Origin of the sequence: Brevibacillus fluminis (assembly GCF_052072235.1) — a bacterium.
In the GTDB taxonomy this organism is placed as follows: Bacteria; Bacillota; Bacilli; order Brevibacillales; family Brevibacillaceae; genus Brevibacillus_D; species Brevibacillus_D fluminis_A.
In genome coordinates this window covers 1571057-1591737 of record NZ_CM125436.1, presented here as the reverse complement: position 1 = coordinate 1591737, position 20681 = coordinate 1571057, and the positions used below count along the sequence as shown (strand labels likewise).

The 20681-nt window shown below is 52.4% G+C and carries 16 protein-coding genes; 6 read left to right on the top strand and 10 right to left on the bottom strand.

The features are described 5' to 3' along the window. From ACTID9_RS08085 to ACTID9_RS08070, 4 genes are all read right to left on the bottom strand, one after another. Nucleotides 1-564, bottom strand: a complete 564-nt coding sequence (locus ACTID9_RS08085) for a DUF4269 domain-containing protein (RefSeq protein ID WP_441070695.1) — start codon at nucleotides 562-564, stop codon at nucleotides 1-3. An 86-nt stretch (nucleotides 565-650) separates the two neighbouring features. Continuing rightward, nucleotides 651-878, bottom strand: a complete 228-nt coding sequence (locus tag ACTID9_RS08080; RefSeq protein ID WP_441070694.1) for a hypothetical protein — start codon at nucleotides 876-878, stop codon at nucleotides 651-653. Nucleotides 879-1069: 191 nt separating this feature from the next. Continuing rightward, a complete protein-coding gene (locus tag ACTID9_RS08075) occupies nucleotides 1070-1900 on the bottom strand; it encodes a methyl-accepting chemotaxis protein (protein WP_441070693.1) in 831 nt (276 codons plus the stop codon). A 33-nt stretch (nucleotides 1901-1933) separates the two neighbouring features. Further along, nucleotides 1934-2122 (bottom strand): hypothetical protein, encoded by a 189-nt coding sequence (locus ACTID9_RS08070; RefSeq protein ID WP_441070692.1) that lies wholly within the window; start codon nucleotides 2120-2122, stop codon nucleotides 1934-1936. 158 nt (nucleotides 2123-2280) lie between these two features. On the opposite strand from ACTID9_RS08070, the gene ACTID9_RS08065 reads away from it, so the two are divergent. Further along, the gene (locus ACTID9_RS08065; protein WP_441070691.1) at nucleotides 2281-3474 is read left to right on the top strand and encodes an alpha/beta hydrolase family protein; all 1194 of its coding nucleotides are present in this window, start codon (nucleotides 2281-2283) and stop codon (nucleotides 3472-3474) included. Between the two features lie 181 nt (nucleotides 3475-3655). On the opposite strand, the gene ACTID9_RS08060 is transcribed toward ACTID9_RS08065, so the two are convergent. The 5 genes from ACTID9_RS08060 to ACTID9_RS08040 form a co-directional block, all read right to left on the bottom strand. After that, entirely contained in the window at nucleotides 3656-3883 is a 228-nt protein-coding gene (locus tag ACTID9_RS08060) for a biotin/lipoyl-containing protein (RefSeq protein ID WP_441070690.1), read from the bottom strand. Beyond that, entirely contained in the window at nucleotides 3867-5924 is a 2058-nt protein-coding gene (locus ACTID9_RS08055) for a sigma 54-interacting transcriptional regulator (RefSeq protein ID WP_441070689.1), read from the bottom strand. Before ACTID9_RS08055 ends, ACTID9_RS08060 begins: the two co-directional genes overlap by 17 nt. A gap of 205 nt (nucleotides 5925-6129) precedes the next feature. After that, a complete protein-coding gene (locus ACTID9_RS08050) occupies nucleotides 6130-7503 on the bottom strand; it encodes a putrescine aminotransferase (RefSeq protein WP_441070688.1) in 1374 nt (457 codons plus the stop codon). Nucleotides 7504-7605: 102 nt separating this feature from the next. Beyond that, nucleotides 7606-9078 (bottom strand): aldehyde dehydrogenase family protein, encoded by a 1473-nt coding sequence (locus ACTID9_RS08045; RefSeq protein WP_441070687.1) that lies wholly within the window; start codon nucleotides 9076-9078, stop codon nucleotides 7606-7608. Nucleotides 9079-9436: 358 nt separating this feature from the next. Beyond that, nucleotides 9437-10705, bottom strand: a complete 1269-nt coding sequence (locus ACTID9_RS08040) for a Glu/Leu/Phe/Val family dehydrogenase (RefSeq protein WP_441070686.1) — start codon at nucleotides 10703-10705, stop codon at nucleotides 9437-9439. Between the two features lie 510 nt (nucleotides 10706-11215). Here ACTID9_RS08040 and ACTID9_RS08035 point away from each other — a divergent pair. From ACTID9_RS08035 to ACTID9_RS08020, 4 genes are all read left to right on the top strand, one after another. Further along, entirely contained in the window at nucleotides 11216-12577 is a 1362-nt protein-coding gene (locus tag ACTID9_RS08035) for an APC family permease (protein WP_441070685.1), read from the top strand. Between the two features lie 332 nt (nucleotides 12578-12909). Continuing rightward, a complete protein-coding gene (locus ACTID9_RS08030; protein WP_441070684.1) occupies nucleotides 12910-14514 on the top strand; it encodes an SWIM zinc finger family protein in 1605 nt (534 codons plus the stop codon). Next, nucleotides 14511-17366, top strand: coding sequence for a DEAD/DEAH box helicase (locus ACTID9_RS08025; protein WP_441070683.1), 2856 nt, complete (start codon nucleotides 14511-14513; stop codon nucleotides 17364-17366). Before ACTID9_RS08030 ends, ACTID9_RS08025 begins: the two co-directional genes overlap by 4 nt. Next, complete coding sequence (locus tag ACTID9_RS08020) at nucleotides 17367-17510, top strand: hypothetical protein (protein WP_183192329.1); 144 nt, start codon at nucleotides 17367-17369, stop codon at nucleotides 17508-17510. A gap of 53 nt (nucleotides 17511-17563) precedes the next feature. On the opposite strand, the gene ACTID9_RS08015 is transcribed toward ACTID9_RS08020, so the two are convergent. Next, nucleotides 17564-18631 (bottom strand): M24 family metallopeptidase, encoded by a 1068-nt coding sequence (locus ACTID9_RS08015; RefSeq protein ID WP_441070682.1) that lies wholly within the window; start codon nucleotides 18629-18631, stop codon nucleotides 17564-17566. A gap of 316 nt (nucleotides 18632-18947) precedes the next feature. On the opposite strand from ACTID9_RS08015, the gene ACTID9_RS08010 reads away from it, so the two are divergent. Further along, nucleotides 18948-20609 (top strand): ABC transporter substrate-binding protein, encoded by a 1662-nt coding sequence (locus ACTID9_RS08010; RefSeq protein ID WP_441070681.1) that lies wholly within the window; start codon nucleotides 18948-18950, stop codon nucleotides 20607-20609. Nucleotides 20610-20681 lie beyond the last annotated feature (72 nt).

Below are 20681 nucleotides of genomic sequence, written 5' to 3'. Positions count from 1 at the left end.
TCAACGAGCGAGCATGCGCGAAAGCTCCTCATCGCGCATCGTTTCAAATGCAAGCAATTCTTCATACGGGTCCTCACAAGCCACTTGCAAATAATGCATAAAAGCGGGTTCGGTCTTCATGCCCGCGCGTTTCAGCTTCCTGATCTCATCGCGCATGCGCGCTCCACCGACCGCAAGCATCCGGGCCTCAATCACCATGTGCCGATACCCGTTTTGCCGCTCGCTCGGCACAGGCTGCGCGAACAGTTCGAACAGAAAACCGTCATAGTGAAACCCGATCACAGCCGTTTCGATTCCGCGCACAATCGTGCGGCCCTCGGCATATGCGCCAAGCTGCCCGTACGCCTCATAAACCGTCTGTGAAAACAGTTCCATCTCAGCCGTACAGCAGACAATATCCAGATCGCTCGACCCGATGTCAATGTCCAGCGGGATCGTCCCGACCAAAATTGGATCGAACGCGTGCAGCGTCTCCATGATCCCAAGCTTTTTCATGACCGCATAGGCCGCTTGCTGACGCGGTGTGCCGGTTGACAAATAACGTATGTTTTTAAAATCATCCATTTCCTTGGAAGCAACTCCCTTTTCTTCCATTCAATCATACCGTACGATTGAAAAATAAAAAAGCTTCATGTATCGAACGAAGCTTTTCAATCGGTGCCTTTTCCGGCTGGTTGTATACTATCGATTTCATTTAGCTTGAAATTGTAAATCTGTTTTTCGTCGTCATGATAGATCAGCAAGAGTTCGTTTTCTTCTGAATACTGAAGAAGACGGCCAGCAAACGATTGGCGTTCCGCTTTTTTCCGAACCACCTCAATTCGCAGAAGTTGTCTGGTCGCAATCCAACCCGAAAACAAGTCTTTCAGTTCAGACAATGGACATTCTTCTTTCTTTGTTAAAGAGTGTTTCTTCTATTGTAACTGATTTCGCTCTGTTTTCCCTCCTTGTTTTACTGCCAATTTATGAAGTTTTGACAAGTAGGCGCTGCTTGGCGTTCCATGTCGAACAGAAATGCTCAGTTCATGTAGCAAAATACCGACCAGCGGTTTGTTGAAAAGCAACAAACCTACTGTTTCAGGCTCACTGCTGCCCCCTCGTGCAGCCGAAGAGCTGTGCTGGACACTTGCTCAAACGATGCGTTTAACTCCTGCATCCCCGACAGATGCTGCTCCGCATAGGCGGCAACCTCTTGTATCGAGCGATCCATCGTCTGGATGCCCTGAAGAAAGTGCTGCAGCTGCAGGGCGATCTCGCTTGCAGAGTTTTTCGATTGATCGGCCATTTTGCGAATTTCTTGCGCTACAATCGCGAAACCGCGTCCATGCTCGCCTGCACGAGCCGCTTCGATCGCCGCATTCAATCCGAGCAAATGCGATTGTGCCGCCATCTCGTGCACGATCCCGAGAAGTCGGTGCATGTTGGCGATGTCTGCGGTCATTTGGCTTGATTTTTCCGAAAGCTGTTGCAGCAATGTCGTGATTTTGTCAGTCCCTTTTGTCATTTGTTCCGATGTAGCGTATACCTCCTCCGCTACTGCCGATAAATTCTCCGCAGATTGACGCAGTGCGTCCACTCTCTCGTTGGAGACGATTGCGGTCAGCACGCCGACAACCCGCTGATCTTCATAGATGGGGGTGGCCGATGCGATATAGGAAAAGCCGAATGCTTCAGGGCCGCGTTCATCGCGCATGGGACGTCCCGCGCGAAAGGATTGTTCCGTGACCGTACCTGCAATGGCGGACAACGGTGAGCCGATGGAAAGCTTGAAATCGATCGTTTTCCCCGGTAAATAGGCAATCAGTTTCTCGGAATCATAAAGCGCGAGGCACACCTCTTCCTCCGGGTAGGTGTGTTTGAAATACTCGATGGATGTTTGAATGTCGGTCAAGACTGACATAAGCTACCCCCTGATAAAATTTTCGCTGTTTTATTAAAATACATTACCACAGCTCGCCCGACAATACATGTCCTCGCTTCCACTTCTCCACCTGATCAAAGATGACGCATCGCCCATTCTCGCCAGCAAACGATTGCACCAGTCGATATAAAGCTTTTCATAGTGGATTCCGAACTCGACAACCGCGATGCGCGCTGCGATCGGGTCCATCTGCAAGCGCATCGCGCAAAGGCTACCAACAATCACCTGCGAAAAGATAAAATAAATAGGTTAATTATGATCTATATCATGGTTGACTCGAAATTGTTTTTAGGTTATTTTTGTTTTAGATCAAATTTAACCTATAGACTTGTTGCCAATTGAAGGAGGACCCTTCCATTATGAAGTGCATTTTTGACGATCAAACCTTTTCCTTTGAACTGCTGCGTACGATGGGGTATGCTCCCTTCGGCGGTGCCGATATCGGCGAATGCCTGACGACCGCTTATCGCATCGAGGAAGGGAATTTTGAAAGCTGGTACAACGAGTGGTACAAAACTGCCGAGCGGATTCATGCGCTCGCGGAAGAAAGCATGTCGCGCGGCAAACGGGTCAGTGCGCGGGAGTGCTACTTGCGTGCGCACAATTACTACCGGACTGCGGAATTCTTTTTGCACGGCGACCAAAACGATCCGCGCATTCTGGATACATGGGGAAAAAGCCGCAGCGCATTTCGCAAAGCCATCCAGCTGTTTGATACGCCGGTCGAAGAAGTGAACATCCCGTATGAAGACACGTTTTTGCCAGGCTACTTTTATCGGGTGGATGAGTCGCCAAGACCGACCCTGCTCATTCACGGAGGCTTCGATTCGACCGGGGAAGAGCTGTACCTGGAAGTGGTAGCGTCCGCGTTGCAGCGCGGCTACAACTGCCTGACGTTCGAGGGGCCGGGCCAAGGCGCGGTGATCCGCGAGCAGCGGCTCCCCTTCCGCCATGACTGGGAAAAAGTCGTGACACCGATGGTCGACTATTTGGAGACGCGGCCGGAAGTGGATGCCAAACAGATCGCGATCATCGGCATCAGCCTCGGCGGTTACCTGGCTCCCCGCGCTGCCGCCTATGAACATCGCCTCGCAGCATGCGTCGCGAACGACGGCCTGTTTTCCAACCAATTCGGTGAAATCGGGCGCAGATTTTATCCAGGCAATCCGCAAGACTTCGACAATCCGGCAGTTGTGGAGCAATTTATCAGCGTCTTGATGAGCAAACACATCGGGGTTCGCTGGGCGGTCGAAAACGGCATGTTCACCTACCAGGCCAAAAACATCCACGAGCTGATCGAAAAAACCGAGCCGATCACCTTGGCCGGTGTGGCGGACAAAATCACCTGCCCGACGCTCGTGGTTGAAGCGGCCGAAGACCACTTCTTTGCCGGCCAGCCTCAGATGCTCTACGACGCGCTCACCTGCCCGAAAACATACATGCGCTTCACCGCGGAAGAAAGCGCGGAGGAACATTGCCAATTCGGCGCCCTGCTGTACTTCAACCAGCGCATGTTTGAATGGCTGGATGAAACGCTGCAGGTCAACCACTAGCGAAACACAAAAAAGCTGCTCAACGTGCCATGGTCGCATCCATGCACGGAGCAGCTTTTTGCTTGATTGGGACGAAACTGGCAAAAAAGTGTACCCGTTGTTTTCGCGGATACACTTTCATGCAAGTAAAACGAATATAAACCATTCATGCGATCGTGCCATTCCTTCTGACAGCATTGCGTTAAAGCTGAACAATGACAGCCAAAATCATGCCAGATATCGTGATATCCCCTTGCTCAACTTCCAACGATTCCGTGACCCCGGTAACAGGGGCAAGGATTTCGCAATTGACCCCATTGGACTGCAGCGAAAAAATCGGCGTGCCTTCTTCGATTTTTTCGCCTTTGCGCAGCATGACACGTTCAATGGAGCCGTCGCGGGGAGCGACCACGTCAAATCTTAAACCCAACCTTCTCACCTCGACTAAGCTTCTCCGTAATCTCCTGGTATTTTCGGCTTATGGTTGATTGGCTGACTCCCAAGACTTTTGCTGCCATCGAGGTTGTTTTGAATTCATCCATCGCCATTTTGATCAGTTCTTCTTCCATCGCTTTCGTCGCTTCCTTCAGCGGCATGATCTTGTTCATCCGTTTGGCCATCTGGTTTTTCTTCCCTTTTTTCAGCAACGGAATGATCACGTCCGATTCGATCAGCTCTTCATCGGATGTTACGCAAATGCGCTCGATAATATTTTGCAGCTCGCGCACGTTGCCCGGGAATGTATACGATTCAAGCACATCCAGGGCATCTTGCGACAGCTGTGTGTGGCGGTCGTACTTTTCATTGAACTTTTGCAGAAAATGGAGTGCGAGCAGCGGCACGTCTTCCGGACGCTCGCGCAGCGGCGGAATTTGGATCGGGATCACGTTCAGCCGGTAATACAAGTCTTCGCGGAACGTCCCTTCCTCCACCATCTTCTCCAGGTTTTTATTCGTCGCGGCGATGATCTGCACATCGACCTCCACCACTTCCGAGCCGCCGACCGGAATGATCTCGCGCTCTTGCAGGACACGCAAAATCTTCACCTGCAGATTGAGCGGCATCTCCCCGATCTCGTCGAGGAACAGAATCCCCTTGTTGGCCATCTGGAAGTAGCCGGGCTTTCCGCTGGCGTTGGCGCCGGTAAACGCACCTTTTTCATAGCCGAACAGTTCGCTTTCCAGGAGCGCTTCCGGAATCGCCCCGCAGTTGACCTTCACGAACGGCTTGCTGCTGCGCGGCCCCATCTCATAAATCGTCCGGGCAAACACCTCTTTCCCGACACCCGACTCACCTGTCAGCAAAACCGTCGAGGAGGTTGCCGCGATTTTTTGGATGTATTTCATCACTTTCTCGATTTTTTCGCTGCCGTAAATCACCTGGTGGTTTTTCACGTACGTTTTTTGATCGAGCAGTGTTTCCAGCTCTTTCTTGTACTTCTCCGACATCTTCTGCGCATGCCGCAGCTCTTCCTTGAGCATCACGGTTTCGGTAATGTCGCGCAGAGCGATGACGATCCGCTCCAGCTTGCCTTTCTCATCAAAAATCGGGTTCCCGACGGCAAGCACGTCTTTGCCGGAACGGCTCTGCTGGGTAACGGATACTTTTTTCTTGCGCTCCAAGACCATCTTGACGATCGCGGCGAAAAACGTCCCCTCATGCTCCAGCTCCATCAGGTTGATCCCGATCAGCTGTTCCTTGTCGATTTCCCAGAAGTCTTTGATCAGGTTGCCGCTGTAACGCAAGAGCACGCCTTTTTCATCGACGACCAAAATCTCGTCATAAATGGAAGAAAGGATCGCCTGCATGTCCATGTTCAGGTTTTTGACGTACTCGAGTTCCATCGCCATGTTTTCGATGTACGGCAAGTCTTGCAGGACGACGATGACGCCGGTTACTTTTCCGTACTGGTTGCGGACAGGTCCGAAATCGGCCAGCACCCCGATCCTGTCGTTGATGATGATATGGTTCAGGATCGTTTCCCCGTTTTCAACGACCTTTGCGAATTGCTCCGCATCCAGCAGGTCGCCCACGCGCTGTTGGCGCAGCTCATCGGGCTCGACCCGGATCATCCGCAATGCTTCCAGGCTGAAATTTTCAATTCGTCCATGCACATCTGCAATCAAAATCCCCATCGGAATGGAGTTCAGCAGCGAGCGAATCCAGTCTGTCGATTGGTTGGTCAGCAAATAAGCGAGAATATCCTCGCGCTGCAAATAACCCTCATGCTCGCCATCCTGATTCAAGATCACCACGACTTCCTCGCCGAACACCTTGAAGAAGTCCAGCATGTCTGCACCGCGCTGTATGCTGATCAAATGGGTGTGATACGGCAGCTCACGGACCGACCGTTTCATCCATTCGGTATTGTCGAAAAACGGGATGATGTCTGTGTTGCGAATGAACGCCGCAATCCTACCCTCGTTATGCGGGTCCGTAATAAAGACATACGGTTCATTGTAACGAGACATGATGCTCCACACTTCATTCGCAGATGACTCAAATGAAACAGTGTAAGCCTTTCTCACGAACCATTTCGAAGCCATAAATCCTCCTGTAGACTACTTAGTCAGTTTCTATCATTATTATAATCGTATTTCGACATCGATTCTATCTATGTGAAAAAGAAAAGAGGACTCGTGTAGACACAGTCCTCTTTCTTTTCTTGCAAGGAGCTTAGATTTTAACCTCGCCCAACACTTTTTTGAAGGTAGCGATGACTTTGTCCGCTTCTTCATAAGTCAGTGTGAGTGGCGGTTCGATACGGATGGTTTTCGCGTTGATGAGTGTACCTGCAACCAGTACGCCGTTGTCGAACAAGCCCTTGGACACTTCGTAACCGATCTCGTCGTTGTGGAATTCTACACCGATCAACAGACCCAGACCGCGGATTTCCATTACTTTATCGCCGTAGTTGGCAGCTGCTTCACGCAGGCCTTTCAGCATGTAATCGCCCAATTCAGCTGCACGTTGTGGCAAGTTTTCTTCGATCAATACGTTGAAAGTTGCGATCGCTGCCGCGCAAGCCAGTGGGTTACCACCGAATGTAGTTGTGTGCATGAACGGGTTTTCGAAGAAGCTGCTGAATACTTTCTCGGAAGCGATGGTCGCACTTGCCGGCATGATCCCGCCGCCGAATGCTTTTGCCAAGCACATGATGTCTGGCACAACATCGTAGTGTTCTGCCGCGAACATTTTACCTGTACGGCCCATACCTGTTTGTACTTCGTCGAAAATGAGCAGTGCGCCGAACTCGTCGCAAAGCGCACGAACCGCTTTCAGGTAACCTTCTGGTGGCAAGTTAACGCCGCCCTCGCCTTGGATTGGCTCGAGAATTACCGCTGCTACGTCTTCACCTGTCATTGCGCAAGCTTCGAACGTTTTGCGCATCATGTCGATGTCACCGAAATGAACGTGCTTGAAGCCAGGGATCATCGGCAGGAATGGTTTGCGGAATACGCCTTTCGCTGTACCGGACAGGGAGCCCAAGCTCTTGCCGTGGAAAGCTTTTGTCGTTGCGATGAAAGTCGTGCGGCTGCTGTACATTTTCGCCAGTTTCAAAGCTGCTTCCACAGCCTCTGTACCGGAGTTGCCGAAGAAAGCGTATTTCAGGTCGCCTGGTGTTACGTCAGCCAGAATTTTTGCGAGCATCGCGCGCAATGGGTCGAGCAAGTCTTGGCTGTGCAGCGCTTGACGGTTCATTTGGTTGATAACCGCTTGTTTTACTTTTGGATGGCCGTGACCTACGTTGTAGATACCGAAACCGCCCAGGCAGTCGATGTATTCTTTGCCGTTCACATCTTGGAAAGCGTTCAGACCGGAGTCTTTCCACTCTACGGATGCGAATTGCGTATCTTTTGTTACGGATTTGCGGTATTGCAGGAAGCCCGGGTTTACGTGATCGCGGAAGTTTTCAACCGTTTGGCGTGTTACCCATGCCGCTTCTTCCTTCGTGATGTCTTGCTTTGCGATCAGATCCAGCACCTGGTTGGTATAGTCGTATACACTTGCGTATTTTTCTTTTGCTGAGGTAGCAGTTTGGTTTGTCATGTTGTTGCCCTCCTATATAAGGTAATTTTTATTATTTCCGCAGGGAGAGCGGGCTCGTTCGAATGGGCGCGAACCCGCTTGACAATTGATGCGAACCGGCTGTTAGTTCTCGAACCAGCCTGTCGGTTGCACATCGAGGTTGATGTTGATTTGTTTCACTTCTGTGTACTCTTCGTAACCGAATGTACCCAGGCTGCGGCCGATACCGCTTTGTTTGTAACCGCCCCATGGCGCTTCGTTGTAAGTTGGGTGGTAGCTGTTGATCCAGGTGATGCCGGCGCGCAGTTTTTTGATCACGCGCATTGCTTTCGCACCGTCTTTTGTGAAGACGCCGCCAGCAAGCCCATAGATCGAATCGTTTGCCAGACGGATCGCCTCTGCTTCATCTTTAAATTTGGAAACGGCCAGCACAGGTCCGAAAATTTCTTCCTGGACGATGCGCATGCTTTGATTGCAATCGACAAAAATGGTTGGCTCTACGAAATAGCCTTTGTCTTTGCCGTCCGCCGTGATGCGGTTGCCGCCGCAGATCAGGCGAGCGCCTTCCTGTTTCCCGATTTCAATATAGGAAAGAACTTTTTCCATGTGTTGCTGGCTCACCAATGGGCCCATTTCTGTGCCTTCATCCAGGCCGTTGCCGACGCGGATTTTGGAAGCGCGTTCCGCCAATCGCTCGATGAAGCGATCGTAGATGGACTCTTCCACCAAGAGGCGGGAGCCTGCGGAACAAACTTGGCCTTGGTTGGCAAAAATTCCGAACAGAGCGTAATCAACCGCTGTTTCGAAATCGGCATCCGCGAAAATGATGTTCGGGGATTTGCCGCCCAGCTCCAGGGAAATCTTTTTCAAGTTTCCTGTAGCCGCTCTCATAATGCTGCGGCCTGTGACAGTACCGCCGGTGAAGGAAATCATGTCCACATCGTGGCTTTCTGCCAGCTCGTTGCCCACTGTAGCGCCTGGGCCCATTACGAGGTTGGCAACGCCTTTTGGAATTCCGACTTCTTCAATAATTTCGAATAGAATTTTTGCGGTGACCGGTGTAACCTCGGAAGGTTTGTACACAATCGTGTTACCTGCTGCAAGCGCAGGAGCGATTTTCCATACGGACATCAGCAGCGGATAGTTCCAGGGAACGATCAAGCCGCAAACACCTACAGGCTCGCGTACAACCATGGCTTGCATCGGATCGGATACATGATAGGTTTGACCATCCGGTTTCGTAACGATTCCTGCATAGTAGCGGAAACATGCAGCTGCGTCGGCTACGTCGAATGCTGTCTCGCGGAGTGGTTTCCCGTTGTCCATCGTTTCCAGACGGCCGATTTCTTCCGCGCGCTCTTCCAGCTTGGTAGCGATTGCAAGCAAGTAGTTGGCGCGTTGTGCGGCTGGAAGGTCAGACCATACACCGCTATCGAATGCTTCACGCGCAACTTGTACTGCATGCTTGGCGTCTGCTACATCACCTTCAGCCGCTTTTGCAATGACTTCACCTGTGGCAGGATTCACGATGTCGCGCGTTTTACCGCTTTGTGCATCTACCCACTCACCATTGATGTACATTTTCAAATTTATCATGAAGATATTCACTCCCTTCGCGTCGTTACCTATTCACTTTTAGGTATAAGCAAGTCGCGTGCCAAACAATGAATACCGTCTGAACAGGCGTTTTTCGTTTATCTGCCCTTTCATATTACTCAATTTTGCATAGGTTATGCAATGGTGGATAATAACAACCGAATTGTTGTCCGCTCGATTGCTGGCTGATCGTGTCGTACGATCGATGCTGATTTACGCTATTCGGGACCGGGATAACGCATCGATCCCGAGGTTGTTTACCCATTTTTGCAACAAGCCGTTTTTTCACAGGGAACCCATGCCAAAATGAATAAAAAAAAGAGGGCCAATGCCCTCTTTTTTTGCACTTCGTCTTTCCTTAAAAGGAAACCCATCCGCGCAGACGGCCTGCTTCCGCCAGACGGCGAACAGATACCAGGTACGCTGCTTTGCGCATGTTTACTTTATATTGTTGAGCAGTATCGTACACTTTGTGGAAGCTTGCTTCCATTTTCTCCTGCAGCTTCGCGTCAACTTCCGCTTCCGACCAGTAGTAGCCTTGGTTGTTTTGCACCCACTCGAAATAGGAAACGATTACGCCGCCGGAGTTAGCCAGTACGTCTGGAACAACCTCGATGCCGCGTTTTTCAAGGATTTCGCCCGCTTCGTGAGTTGTCGGTCCGTTTGCAGCTTCGATAACGACTTTGCACTTCAGGCGATCTGCGTTATCTTTTGTGATTTGTCCGCCCAATGCAGCCGGGATCAGGATGTCGCACTCTTTTTCCAACAGCTCTTTGTTCGGGATTACGTTATTGAACAGGTGTGTTACCGTACCGAAAGAATCGCGGCGATCCATCAGGCTAGGGATATCCAGGCCGTTTTCGTCGTAAACTCCGCCATTTGCGTCTGCAATGCCAACAACTTTTGCACCTTGCTCATGCAAAAAGAGCGCCAGGTAGCTACCTACGTTACCGAAACCTTGCACGATGACGCGGGAGTTTTTCACGTCGATTCCTTTGATTTTGCAGATCATGTTGTACACGTGGAACACGCCTTTGGAAGTCGCTGTTTCACGGCCTACGGAACCGCCCAGCGCGATCGGTTTCCCTGTAATGAAGCCTGGGGATTCGAACTCGCGAATTTCACTGTATTCGTCCATCATCCACGCCATGATTTGCGCGTTGGTGAATACGTCTGGAGCCGGGATGTCTTTTGTCGGCCCGACGATTTGGCTGATTGCGCGAACGTAGCCGCGGCTCAAACGCTCGAGTTCGTTCATGCTCATTTTGCGCGGGTCGCAAATGATTCCGCCTTTACCGCCGCCATATGGCAGGTCAGCGATCCCGCATTTCAGGCTCATCCAGCCTGAAAGCGCTTTTACTTCATCGGCATCTACTTCAGGGTGAAAACGAATGCCACCCTTTGTTGGTCCTACAGCATCATTATGTTGGGCGCGGTAGCCTGTGAACGTTACCGTTGTGCCGTCGTCCATTTTCACCGGGATACGAACCTGGAGGAAACGGATCGGCTCTTTCAGGAAATCGTAGACATTTTCCGGATAACGCAGCAGCTCGCACGCGTCTTTCAAATTGTGTTGAAACTCAACTAATGGATTTGCTTCTGCATGATTTGAAGTTGCTGTACTCATCTTGTAAACACCTCATCAGATTTTTGGGTCACACCGTAAATTTATACAAGCAATTCGCGTGCCAAAATATATCCATATCTTTTATCTTTTCGCTATGATAGTTTTACTATACAAGCAAGCTATGCATTGATGGGTAGTTATTCATATTCGCATAGAATATTATCATTTTTGCATACTTGCTATTCTAGCAAAAACGGCTCTGCGTTCGACCTTTTTCGCGAATTTTCGATATTTCGTTTTTGGCACAGCACTTGCTTATTGTAACATCGGAAAAATGTCGAGTCACTGCTTTTTCGCCAAGCAATGCCTCTTTCCAGTCTAATTCTTCCAAGCGAAATCCTCATGGAAGAGGCCGGATCTGATTGCTGGATTACGTTATGCTGTCGAGAACTCTCACGCTTCTGATTCAGTAAGCAAGCCAAAATGTACCAGAAAGGAGGTTATCGTGACAGACGCCGACGTCGCCTATTTAAGCGCTTACAAAATTTACAATAGAATGGAGATCGTTACATGCAACATTCTCACACTACCTACGAACAAGCAGGGTCTCTCAAGAAGACACTCAAGCTGTGGCATGTCGTCGTTCTGGGCCTTGGATACTTAACGCCAATGACCGTCTTCGATACGTTTGGTATTGTATCCCAAGATACGCATGGTCATGTGCCAACCGCCTATTTGATTGCTTTGATCGCGATGTTATTTACCGCTGCCAGCTATGGCAAGATGGTTAAGGAGTTCCCGACTGCCGGGTCTGCTTATTCCTATACAAGTAAAGCCATCAACCCTCACCTTGGCTTTATGGTAGGCTGGGTTTCGTTGCTCGATTATTTCTTTCTTCCTATGATTAATGTGCTATTGGCCAAGATTTATTTGTCCGCCGCCTTCCCTGGCGTACCGGAATGGATCTGGGTCGTTTCCGTTACCTTGCTGTTTACTCTCGTCAATATTCGCAGCGTGAACCTGACTGCGAACTTTAATACGTTGCTGGTCATCTTTCAGATTCTCGTCACCGGTTTCTTCGTCGTTCTTGCCATTAAAGCGCTGCTTTCTGGAAAAGGTGCGGGAACCGTTGCGACAGCGGAACCATTTTTCTCTGCAGGAATGACCATGCCGGACTTGATGGCCGGGGCTGCCGTTCTCTGCTTCTCCTTCCTCGGTTTTGACGCCGTTACAACCTATACCGAAGAAGCGGTCAACCCGACCAAAACGATTCCGCGCGGGATTGTGCTCGTTGCGCTGATCGGCGGATTGATCTTCACCACCGCATCGTATTTCGCGACGGCCGTCATCCCGGACGTTTCGATTTTGCAAAATCCGGATTCGCCATCGCCTGAGATCGCGTACCTGCTCGGCGGCGCGTTTTTCCAATCGTTGTTCCTTGCCGGCGCGATCACCGGGACAATTGCATCCGGTCTCGCATCGCACACGAGCGCATCCCGTCTGCTGTTTGCCATGGGTCGCGAAAAAGTGCTGCCAGGATCTTTCCTGGCTTACGTTCATCCGCGTTATTCGACGCCGATCAACAGTATCATCGTAACAGGCGTGTTCTGTCTGGCAGCGATCTGGTTTGACCTGGACACCGCGCTTTCCTTCATTAATTTTGGTGCACTCACTGCTTTCACCGCAGTAAACATTTCCGTCGTCATTTACTTTGTGGTGCGGAAGAAGCAGCACTCGCTCGGTTCATTGATTCAATACGTCTTGTTCCCTGCATTGGGCGCAGGCTTTGTCGGCTATCTGTGGGTGAGCCTCGATGCGCAATCGATCACGCTTGGCTTGATCTGGGCTGCGCTCGGTCTCGGGTACCTGCTTTATACGACCAAAGGCTTTACCAAAAAGCCGCCGAAAATGGATTTTGAAGAAGCGATTTAATCATATGGCTGCGCCGATTTTTGTGGCGCAGCCTTTTTTGTCTGAAACCGAGTCTACGGTCTGCTTTTCGGTAAACCTGCGGGCTTATTGAGTCGCGCTCGGTGCGTACACAATCTGGTTCAATTGAAAAAAAATCCGCTCGACCTTTCCGTGATGTTTTCCAAAGGCAGTCTTGCGTCATTGCGGTGCAAAGGAAATCGCCTGTAGAACTTTTTCTCGGGCGATTTTTTGTGCACTCGCATGTCGACACTGACGATTCATCTTGCAATCGCTTTGATTTTTGTGTGCATCCGGCTACAATAGAAGGAGCTACGAAAACGGAGGATTGGCCCATGCAGGAGAGTCAGGTCTCTCACGAATCACTGCGGTTTATCGCTGAGCAGATTCCAACTTATTTTCAATTCCATATCATTGAACGTGGATTTGAGTATTACCGCAACGAACGGATTGAAATGAATGAGATTCTGGATGGCACACGAGTTGTGGCCACAGTGAATGGAAACGATCCTTACCGCGTCATTCTTGATCTCGATTTTTTTATGAACAGCGATTGCAGTTGCCCGTATGAGCATTTTTGCAAGCACATGGCGGCGACCTTTTTCTTTTTGTACGACCAAATCGATTCGGCCAGCCGGCTGTTCAGCCAGCTCAAGGAAACCATGGTCCCTGCAAGCGAGCGCAAAGTGGTCATTACCGCAGCCAAGCAGCCGCTCAAGCCAGCGGCATGGTCGGAGCAGGCCAGCCTCGATGAACACAGCGCTGTCGATGAATGGTTCGCTTATTTTGAAAAACAGTTCCAACGGCTGCGCCTGTACGAATCGTATCGGATGATCGAGGAGCACGCGCTCTATTTGCGTTCGCTGCACCAGGCCTCCTTTCAATGGAACTCACAGCTCCGCTATCTGTTTGAACTGAACGGCGTCCTGTATTATCTCTCCCGCCTGGAAACGTATTTGCACGATAAATGGCGCCCGGCCCATCTTTCCTATGCCCAATACATGGCGTTTCATTCGGCTGTGGAGACGTGTACAAACCGGTTGAAGCAGGCGATTTCCCGCATACAGGCGGATGCGGCCAAGCTGCGTTACCCGGCGTATGTCCGTACGATTGCCGACGCTTTTTTTCAGTTCCCGTATCCGGCGAATGAACGGTACATGGACTGGCGGATTTTGTACCAAAAGCTTTGGTGGAAGCTCTTAAACCGGCCCGAATGGGTCAGCGAGGAGCGCGACAGGCTCAACCTGGCGGCTCCCGAGAGCATGGATGACGGGCAGAAGCGCGATTGGCTGCTTTTCCGGCTCGCCCATCTCGATGTGATCGAGGGCAAGGATCGGGAAGCGATGGAGATATTTGATACGACCAGCTTCACGCTGAAATATGGCATCGTCTATTTCGAATCCTTTTGCTCGCATGAAGAATGGGAGCGGCTCCTGGTCTGGCTGCGCTGGTCGCTGCCGCATCTGTCCCATGCGGATCAGGAGGCTTTCGCGACCACGAGCGCCTATTGGCAAAAAGCCGCCGCCCACCTGCCGTCCGACGACGAATGGCTGGAGGCGCAAAAACGGCTGCTCCCTCATTCCTACGAAGCGTATGCGCAGTATTTGCTGGAAACGAACCGGTTCAAGAGCTGGACCGATCTGCACATCGCCATGGCCAATTCGCCACTGTCGCTTGCTCCAGGCGACCTGAGCAAAATCGAGGAATACGACCGTTCGCTGCTGCTGCCGCTCTACCACACGGCCATCGAGCGGCATATTGGCGAAAAAAACCGCGATTCGTACCGCATGGCGATCCGGCTTTTGAAAAAATTGCAAGCTCTCTATCAACAATTGCAGCTCATGGATCGTTGGAACCGCTACTATCAGCATGTCGAACGTCAGACCGGCCGCCTCCGCGCATTTCAGGAAGAGCTGAAGAAAGGAAATTTCACTACATGACAGCGTTGCACACCGTTACCATACATGCGCAATGGATCGAGGATGGTTCCGTGTTCATCCGGGCACTTGGCCCTGATGGCCAGGATTTGCAGCCGGAGCTGTCACGGAACATCTTGTTTGGCTGGCATGCCGAATCGTTTTACGGCGCGCTTATTCCCGTAACGGATGAGCGCCATCGGAGGGGACTCGTTCTGGACGCCTCGATGGCGCTCGATTTTTTCGCGTCTCCCACCGTGCTGGAGCATGCCTATGTGACATGGGATGAGACCGCTGTTTCCTTGATGAAGCTCGCCCCCATTCTCACCCGGTCGTTGCGCGAAGGCTTGTATGCTCCCGACCCGTTCGGCTGGAACCCCGATCGCTCGCGCTGGAAACTGTTGGAACCGCCGGGAGAGTGGAGCGAGAGCGACATGCGCCTTGCCAACGATTGGCTGAGCAGCGCGCTGCAGCAGCTGCTGCGCGATAAACCGGACATTCGTCAGGCTTGGGAGCGCATCGTGTCCGCCTATCCGCTGCTGCAGACAACAAATGCCGACCGTGACCGCTGGCTGGAGGATGAATGGCTGGTCACGGTGGGGTGGAAGCAGGATGCCGCCCCGTTTCGCAGTTGTTTGAAGCTGGATGAGCCGGCCTTTGGCACGGGCAGCTGGAAACTGTCGGTTTGGCTGCAGGATCGTGATCTGGAAAGTGCGCTCATCGCCTGTTCGCCGTCCGGGGAAGCGATCGACGAACCTTTCCCGCCGCATTGGATCGGCTGGCTGGATCGCGTCGAAAAGGATGTCCAGCGCTGGGTAAAGCTGCTGCCCTGGCTTGCCGGCAGCGACCCGGCCCATCCGCTGCGCACGACATTGGACGATGAGATGGCGTGGACCTTGCTTTCGGAAGGGAGCGTTCGCCTGGCTGAAGCGGGCTACACCTTGTTTTTGCCTGCCTGGTGGGAAAAGTTGAAGAAAGCGCAGCTTGGGTTAAAAGCAAGCATGGCCCAAAACATCGGCTCGCCTAGAGAATCGCTGCTCGGCTTGAACAGCATCATGCAATTCGATTGGAAGCTCGCGGTTGACGATGTGGAATTGACGGACGACGAATTTCACGAGCTGTTGGCACAAAAAAAGCGGCTCGCCTACATTCGCGGCAGATGGGTCCAGGTGGATCAGGAGCTGCTGCGCCGCGTCCAACAGGTCATGTCCAAAGCGGAAAAGAAAAACGGGCTGACCTTTCGCGACGTGCTGGAGATGCATTTGCTCGGAACATTGCCGGATGAGCTTGGCGGCCAGCAGGCGGAAGACCTTTCCTCCATCCTGCATGTAAGCGTCGAGCTTAACCGGCATCTGTCCCACATGATCGAGCAGTTGACCACGCATGAGCACATGCCCTCTATCACACCGCCCGATACATTCCGGGGAACGCTGCGCAACTACCAGCTGGCCGGCAGCTCATGGCTCGCCTTTTTGCGCCGGTTCGGCTTGGGCGGCTGTCTCGCCGATGATATGGGATTGGGGAAAACGGTGCAGTTCATCGCCTATTTGTTGCATGTCAAGGAATCGGAACAACAGCAAGGCACCCCGTCGCTTTTGATCTGCCCGACATCGGTTTTGGGCAACTGGCAAAAAGAGCTGCAGCGTTTCGCCCCCGAACTTACGGTGCATCTGCATTATGGAACGAACCGCGCGAAGGAACATGACTTCCCGGCTTCCATCCGGGATGCTGACCTTGTTTTGACATCGTACACGCTGGCCCATCTCGACACCGATGAGCTGGCCGGCGTCTACTGGAATACAATCTGTCTGGATGAAGCGCAAAACATCAAAAACGTCCATACGAAACAAGCCCAATCGATCCGCCGCCTCGACGGTCATCACCGGATCGCGCTCACAGGGACGCCGATCGAAAACCGTCTGACAGAGCTATGGTCGATCTTCGACTTCCTGAACCCGGGTTATTTGGGCAGTCTGCGCACGTTCCAGCATCGTTTCGTGATTCCGATTGAGAAGAACAACGACAGCCGCTCGATCGAAGGCGTGCAGCGGCTGGTTCGCCCGTTTTTGCTCCGCCGCGTCAAGACCGATCCGTCAATCCAGCTTGATTTGCCTGACAAAAACGAAGCGAAGGAATACGTCTCGCTGACGGCGGAGCAAGCGGCGCTGTACGAAAACATCATTCAAGACATGTTTAGCCGGATTGAATCCGCATCGCCGATGGAACGGCGCGGCCTCATCTTCGCCGTACTGACCAAGCTCAAGCAGCTGTGCAATCACCCCGCTCTCTTGCTGCGGGAAAAGAATGCGCAATGGCGCGGGCGTTCTCACAAAATCGAGCGTCTGCTCGAACAGATTGAAGAGCTGCGGCAGGAAGGCGAGCAGTGTCTGGTGTTCACCCAGTTCGTCGAGATGGGCCATCTGCTGCAGGCGATTTTGGAAGAGGAACGGAAAGAGACGGTCTTTTTCCTCCATGGCGGCGTGCCGAAAGGAAAGCGCGACGACATGATCGCCCACTTCCAGGATCAGTCGCTGCCAGCGCAACAGCGATGCGGCATCTTCCTGCTGTCGCTCAAGGCGGGCGGTACAGGATTGAATTTGACGGCGGCCAACCATGTCTTCCACGTCGACCGCTGGTGGAATCCGGCTGTCGAAAACCAGGCCACCGACCGTGCCTACCGCATCGGACAGACGCGGAATGTGCAGGTGCACAAGTTCGTCACCCTGGGCACGCTCGAAGAGCGGATCGACGAGATGCTGGAGCGCAAGCAAGGCATTAACGACCAGATCATGAACGGCGGCGAAAACTGGATCACCGAGCTGTCCACCGAAGAGCTGCGCGACCTTTTTGCATTGCGAAGGGAGTGGATCGAATAGATGGCGAAGAAGAAAGCGCCTGCGGCTGTGGAGCAAGCGCCGGAGCCAAAGCCGCTGCATGGCAAGCATATCAAGGAGATGTCGCCTGCCTGGCGCCTGCTGTATGAACGGATTGCAGCGCACGCGGAAAAAAGCAAGCGATGAAGCAAAGCAAAAACACCCGCTGCCCCTCTTGGTGAGGACGCAGCGGGTGTTTTTTACAGAATCAGAAGTTCTTTCGGCGAGGACGTCAATCTTTCGTTCCCGTTCTCCGTCAGCACAATATCGTCTTCGATGCGGACACCGCCGATGCCCGGCAAATAAATCCCCGGCTCTACCGTCAGCACCATGCCCTGCTCCAGTACCACATCGCATTTGGTCGACATGAACGGTTCCTCGTGGATATCCAGCCCGAGACCATGCCCGGAGCCGTGTCCGTATTTGTCCCCAAATCCTTTTTGCGCGATGAAATCGCGGGTGAACGCATCCGCCTCGCGTCCGGTAATGCCTGGCTTGATTCCGGCAAGACCGCGCTCCAGCGCCTCCAGTACGATTTGGTAAATGTTCTTCAGCTCCTCGCGTGGCTCGCCGACAGCCAAGGTGCGCGTCATGTCCGAGCGGTATCCTTGATAATACGCGCCGAAGTCGAGCGTCACCAGATCGCCTTTTTCGATCACTTTGCTGCTCGCCACGCCATGCGGCAGCGCGGAGCGGGCGCCGGACGCGATGATGATATCGAAGGCAGACGAGCTTGCCCCCAGCTTGCGCATGGTAAACTCCAGCTCATTGGCCACATCCAGCTCGGTGATTCCCGGGCGGATAAATCCGGTGATATGCGAGAAAGCCGCATCGGAGATTTCCGCCGCTTTACGGATGAGGGCAAGCTCTGCGCTGTCCTTGATCATACGGAAACGTTCAACGGCGCCAGAAAGAGGGACAAGCTCTGTGCGAACAGCGTCCGCATACTTACGGTACAGCTCGAAGCTGAGCTGGCTTTGCTCAAAGCCGAGCGCTTTTATGCCCAGCTCTTCCACACGTATGGCCACCTCCCGATAAATATCTTCCTTGGCGGCAAGATGCACGATCGTATACCCTTTCGCCTGTGCTTGTGCCTGCTCGACATAGCGAAAATCGACGAACAGGATCGCTTCCGTATGCGTAATCAGCACGATTCCGGCGCTTCCGGTGAATCCGGTCAGGTAACGACGGTTTTGCCCGTTGGTGACGAGGAGCGCATTGATCCCCATCGTCGCGAAATGCTCCCGCAGTTTTGCCAGCTTTTCCATTGATTCGTACCTCCCATGTATGTAGTGCTCCACTTGAGTTTGCATAGCAATTCCCATACCATTGCTGCCCATCGCTGTTGCCATTGCCTTTTGGCCCCCTGCCAGGCAATCCGACTGTCAAACATGTTGTACATAATGGTTTGATTGATCCATTTTTTTTTACACTTCTCCTGCACAGTTTTGTTCAACGCGCTGCGCTTGGATAAGCTGAAAATGCTTGTATATCGCACGTAAATTGATAGAATATTTAAACTTAAGAAGCGCTTTCATGCTTATAATCATTCATAGACATTCATTTCCCTTCATTGGAGGAATCATGGTGAAAAAAAATCCTTTCCTCAACGTTTTGGCCATTTGCTCTACCGTGCTCGCCCTTGTCACCACAGCCTGTTCTTCCGCGCCTGCATCCGCACCTGCGGGAAACAGCGGTGGACAGTCCAGCGGTTCGACCTCGACAAGCGGCGGGACAGAGGCGGCGAAACCGGGCGGGACGCTTGTTTTTGCGCTCAATTCCGATATCGTTTCGCTTGACCCTGCTTTCAACTACGATTTTTCCACCAGCCCGGTCGTCAACGAAATTACCGAGGGTCTTTGCCGCTACGATGAAAACATGCAGCTCGTCGGCAATCTCGCCGAAAAATGGGAGATGACCGACGACAAAACGTATGTCTACCATTTGCGCAAAGGCGTCGTCTTCTCCGACGGTTCGCCGATGACGGTGGACGACGTAGTCTTCTCCATGGAGCGCACGCGCGACCCGAAAACCGCCTCCTATCTGGGCTGGCTCTACGGCAACGTGGACAAAATCGAGGCCGTCGACGACTCCACCGTCAAAGTGACGCTCAAACAGCCCGACGCGATGTGGCGCTATGCGACTGCTACCGCCGCCACGCACGTCATCAGCAAAAAGTATTATGAAGCGCACAAGGACAATTTCGGCAAGCCGGATGGCGGCGTGCTCGGTACAGGACCGTTCAAATTCGTCAGTTGGCAAACCGGCTCCGAGATCGTGCTTGAAAAAAATGAAAACTATTGGGACAAAACCGGCGGACCTTACCTGGACAAAGTCGTCTACAAGGTCATTCCGGAAGGGACAACCGTCATCACCGGCTTGAAAACCGGCCAGATCAACATGGCGATCAACCTGCCGCTCGACCTGATCAAAGTCGTCGAGGGGATGGACAGCGTCAATGTGCAAAAAGTCGACAGCTACATGAACGATGCCATCGAGTTCAATACCCAGCGCCCGCCGTTTACGGACAAAAAGGTGCGCCAGGCGATGAACTATGCGCTCGATAAGCAAAAGATCATCGATCTGTTGGTCCATGACAACGGCATCGCCGGACATGCCATCCCGGTTCCGCCGGCGCTTTGGACGATCGGCAAAGCCAAGTGGGAAGCTGCATTCAAGGAAATTCCGGATTATGCCTACAATCTGGAAAAAGCCAAGCAACTGTTGGCAGAATCCAGCGTGCCGAACGGCTTTTCCGCAAAAATCTTGACCGACAACGACGGCCTGCGCATCAACTCGGCACTCGCGCTCCAGGCAGCCGTCAAACCGCTCGGCATCAATCTGGAGATCGAAAAAGTGACGGGCGAAGAGCTGACAACCCGCGGTTTCTCCGGCTCGCGCGACTACGATATTATCGTCAACAACTGGAGTTCGGACTTCCCGGACCCGTCGGGCACACTGCTCCCGCTGTTCCACTCCGATAATGCGGCAGACGGCGGCGCCAACTATGCCAACTACAAAAACCCTGAGGTCGACAAGCTGCTGGCCGAACAGGTTCGTCTGACCGATGACGAAAAACGCGCCGATCTGTTGATTCAGGCGGCCAAGCTGATCGCGGACGACTCCCCGTGGGTGATGCTCTCGCACAACAAACAGATCATGGCGACGAGCAAAAATGTGGAAGGGTATAAGATCGTGCCGCTGTGGTCGTTTCAGGATATGTTGAAGCAGGTGAAGATGAAGTAGGGTTTGTGCGGGGATAGGTAGAGGGAAAAGTCGGTTGAGGATGTGAAGTGCCCCCTGTCAAGTAGACAGTGT

Excerpts from the sequence above, each read along its gene's own strand:
- ACTID9_RS08040 (WP_441070686.1), bottom strand. The coding sequence starts at position 10,705 with ATGAGTACAGCAACTTCAAATCATGCAGAAGCAAATCCATTAGTTGAG.
- ACTID9_RS08020 (WP_183192329.1), top strand. The coding sequence starts at position 17,367 with ATGGCGAAGAAGAAAGCGCCTGCGGCTGTGGAGCAAGCGCCGGAGCCA.
- ACTID9_RS08070 (WP_441070692.1), bottom strand. The coding sequence starts at position 2,122 with ATGCGCTTGCAGATGGACCCGATCGCAGCGCGCATCGCGGTTGTCGAG.
- ACTID9_RS08015 (WP_441070682.1), bottom strand. The coding sequence starts at position 18,631 with ATGGAAAAGCTGGCAAAACTGCGGGAGCATTTCGCGACGATGGGGATC.
- ACTID9_RS08085 (WP_441070695.1), bottom strand. The coding sequence starts at position 564 with ATGGATGATTTTAAAAACATACGTTATTTGTCAACCGGCACACCGCGT.
- ACTID9_RS08035 (WP_441070685.1), top strand. The coding sequence starts at position 11,216 with ATGCAACATTCTCACACTACCTACGAACAAGCAGGGTCTCTCAAGAAG.
- ACTID9_RS08010 (WP_441070681.1), top strand. The coding sequence starts at position 18,948 with ATGGTGAAAAAAAATCCTTTCCTCAACGTTTTGGCCATTTGCTCTACC.
- ACTID9_RS08025 (WP_441070683.1), top strand. The coding sequence starts at position 14,511 with ATGACAGCGTTGCACACCGTTACCATACATGCGCAATGGATCGAGGAT.
- ACTID9_RS08050 (WP_441070688.1), bottom strand. The coding sequence starts at position 7,503 with ATGACAAACCAAACTGCTACCTCAGCAAAAGAAAAATACGCAAGTGTA.
- ACTID9_RS08075 (WP_441070693.1), bottom strand. The coding sequence starts at position 1,900 with ATGTCAGTCTTGACCGACATTCAAACATCCATCGAGTATTTCAAACAC.
- ACTID9_RS08030 (WP_441070684.1), top strand. The coding sequence starts at position 12,910 with ATGCAGGAGAGTCAGGTCTCTCACGAATCACTGCGGTTTATCGCTGAG.
- ACTID9_RS08045 (WP_441070687.1), bottom strand. The coding sequence starts at position 9,078 with ATGATAAATTTGAAAATGTACATCAATGGTGAGTGGGTAGATGCACAA.
- ACTID9_RS08055 (WP_441070689.1), bottom strand. The coding sequence starts at position 5,924 with ATGTCTCGTTACAATGAACCGTATGTCTTTATTACGGACCCGCATAAC.
- ACTID9_RS08065 (WP_441070691.1), top strand. The coding sequence starts at position 2,281 with ATGAAGTGCATTTTTGACGATCAAACCTTTTCCTTTGAACTGCTGCGT.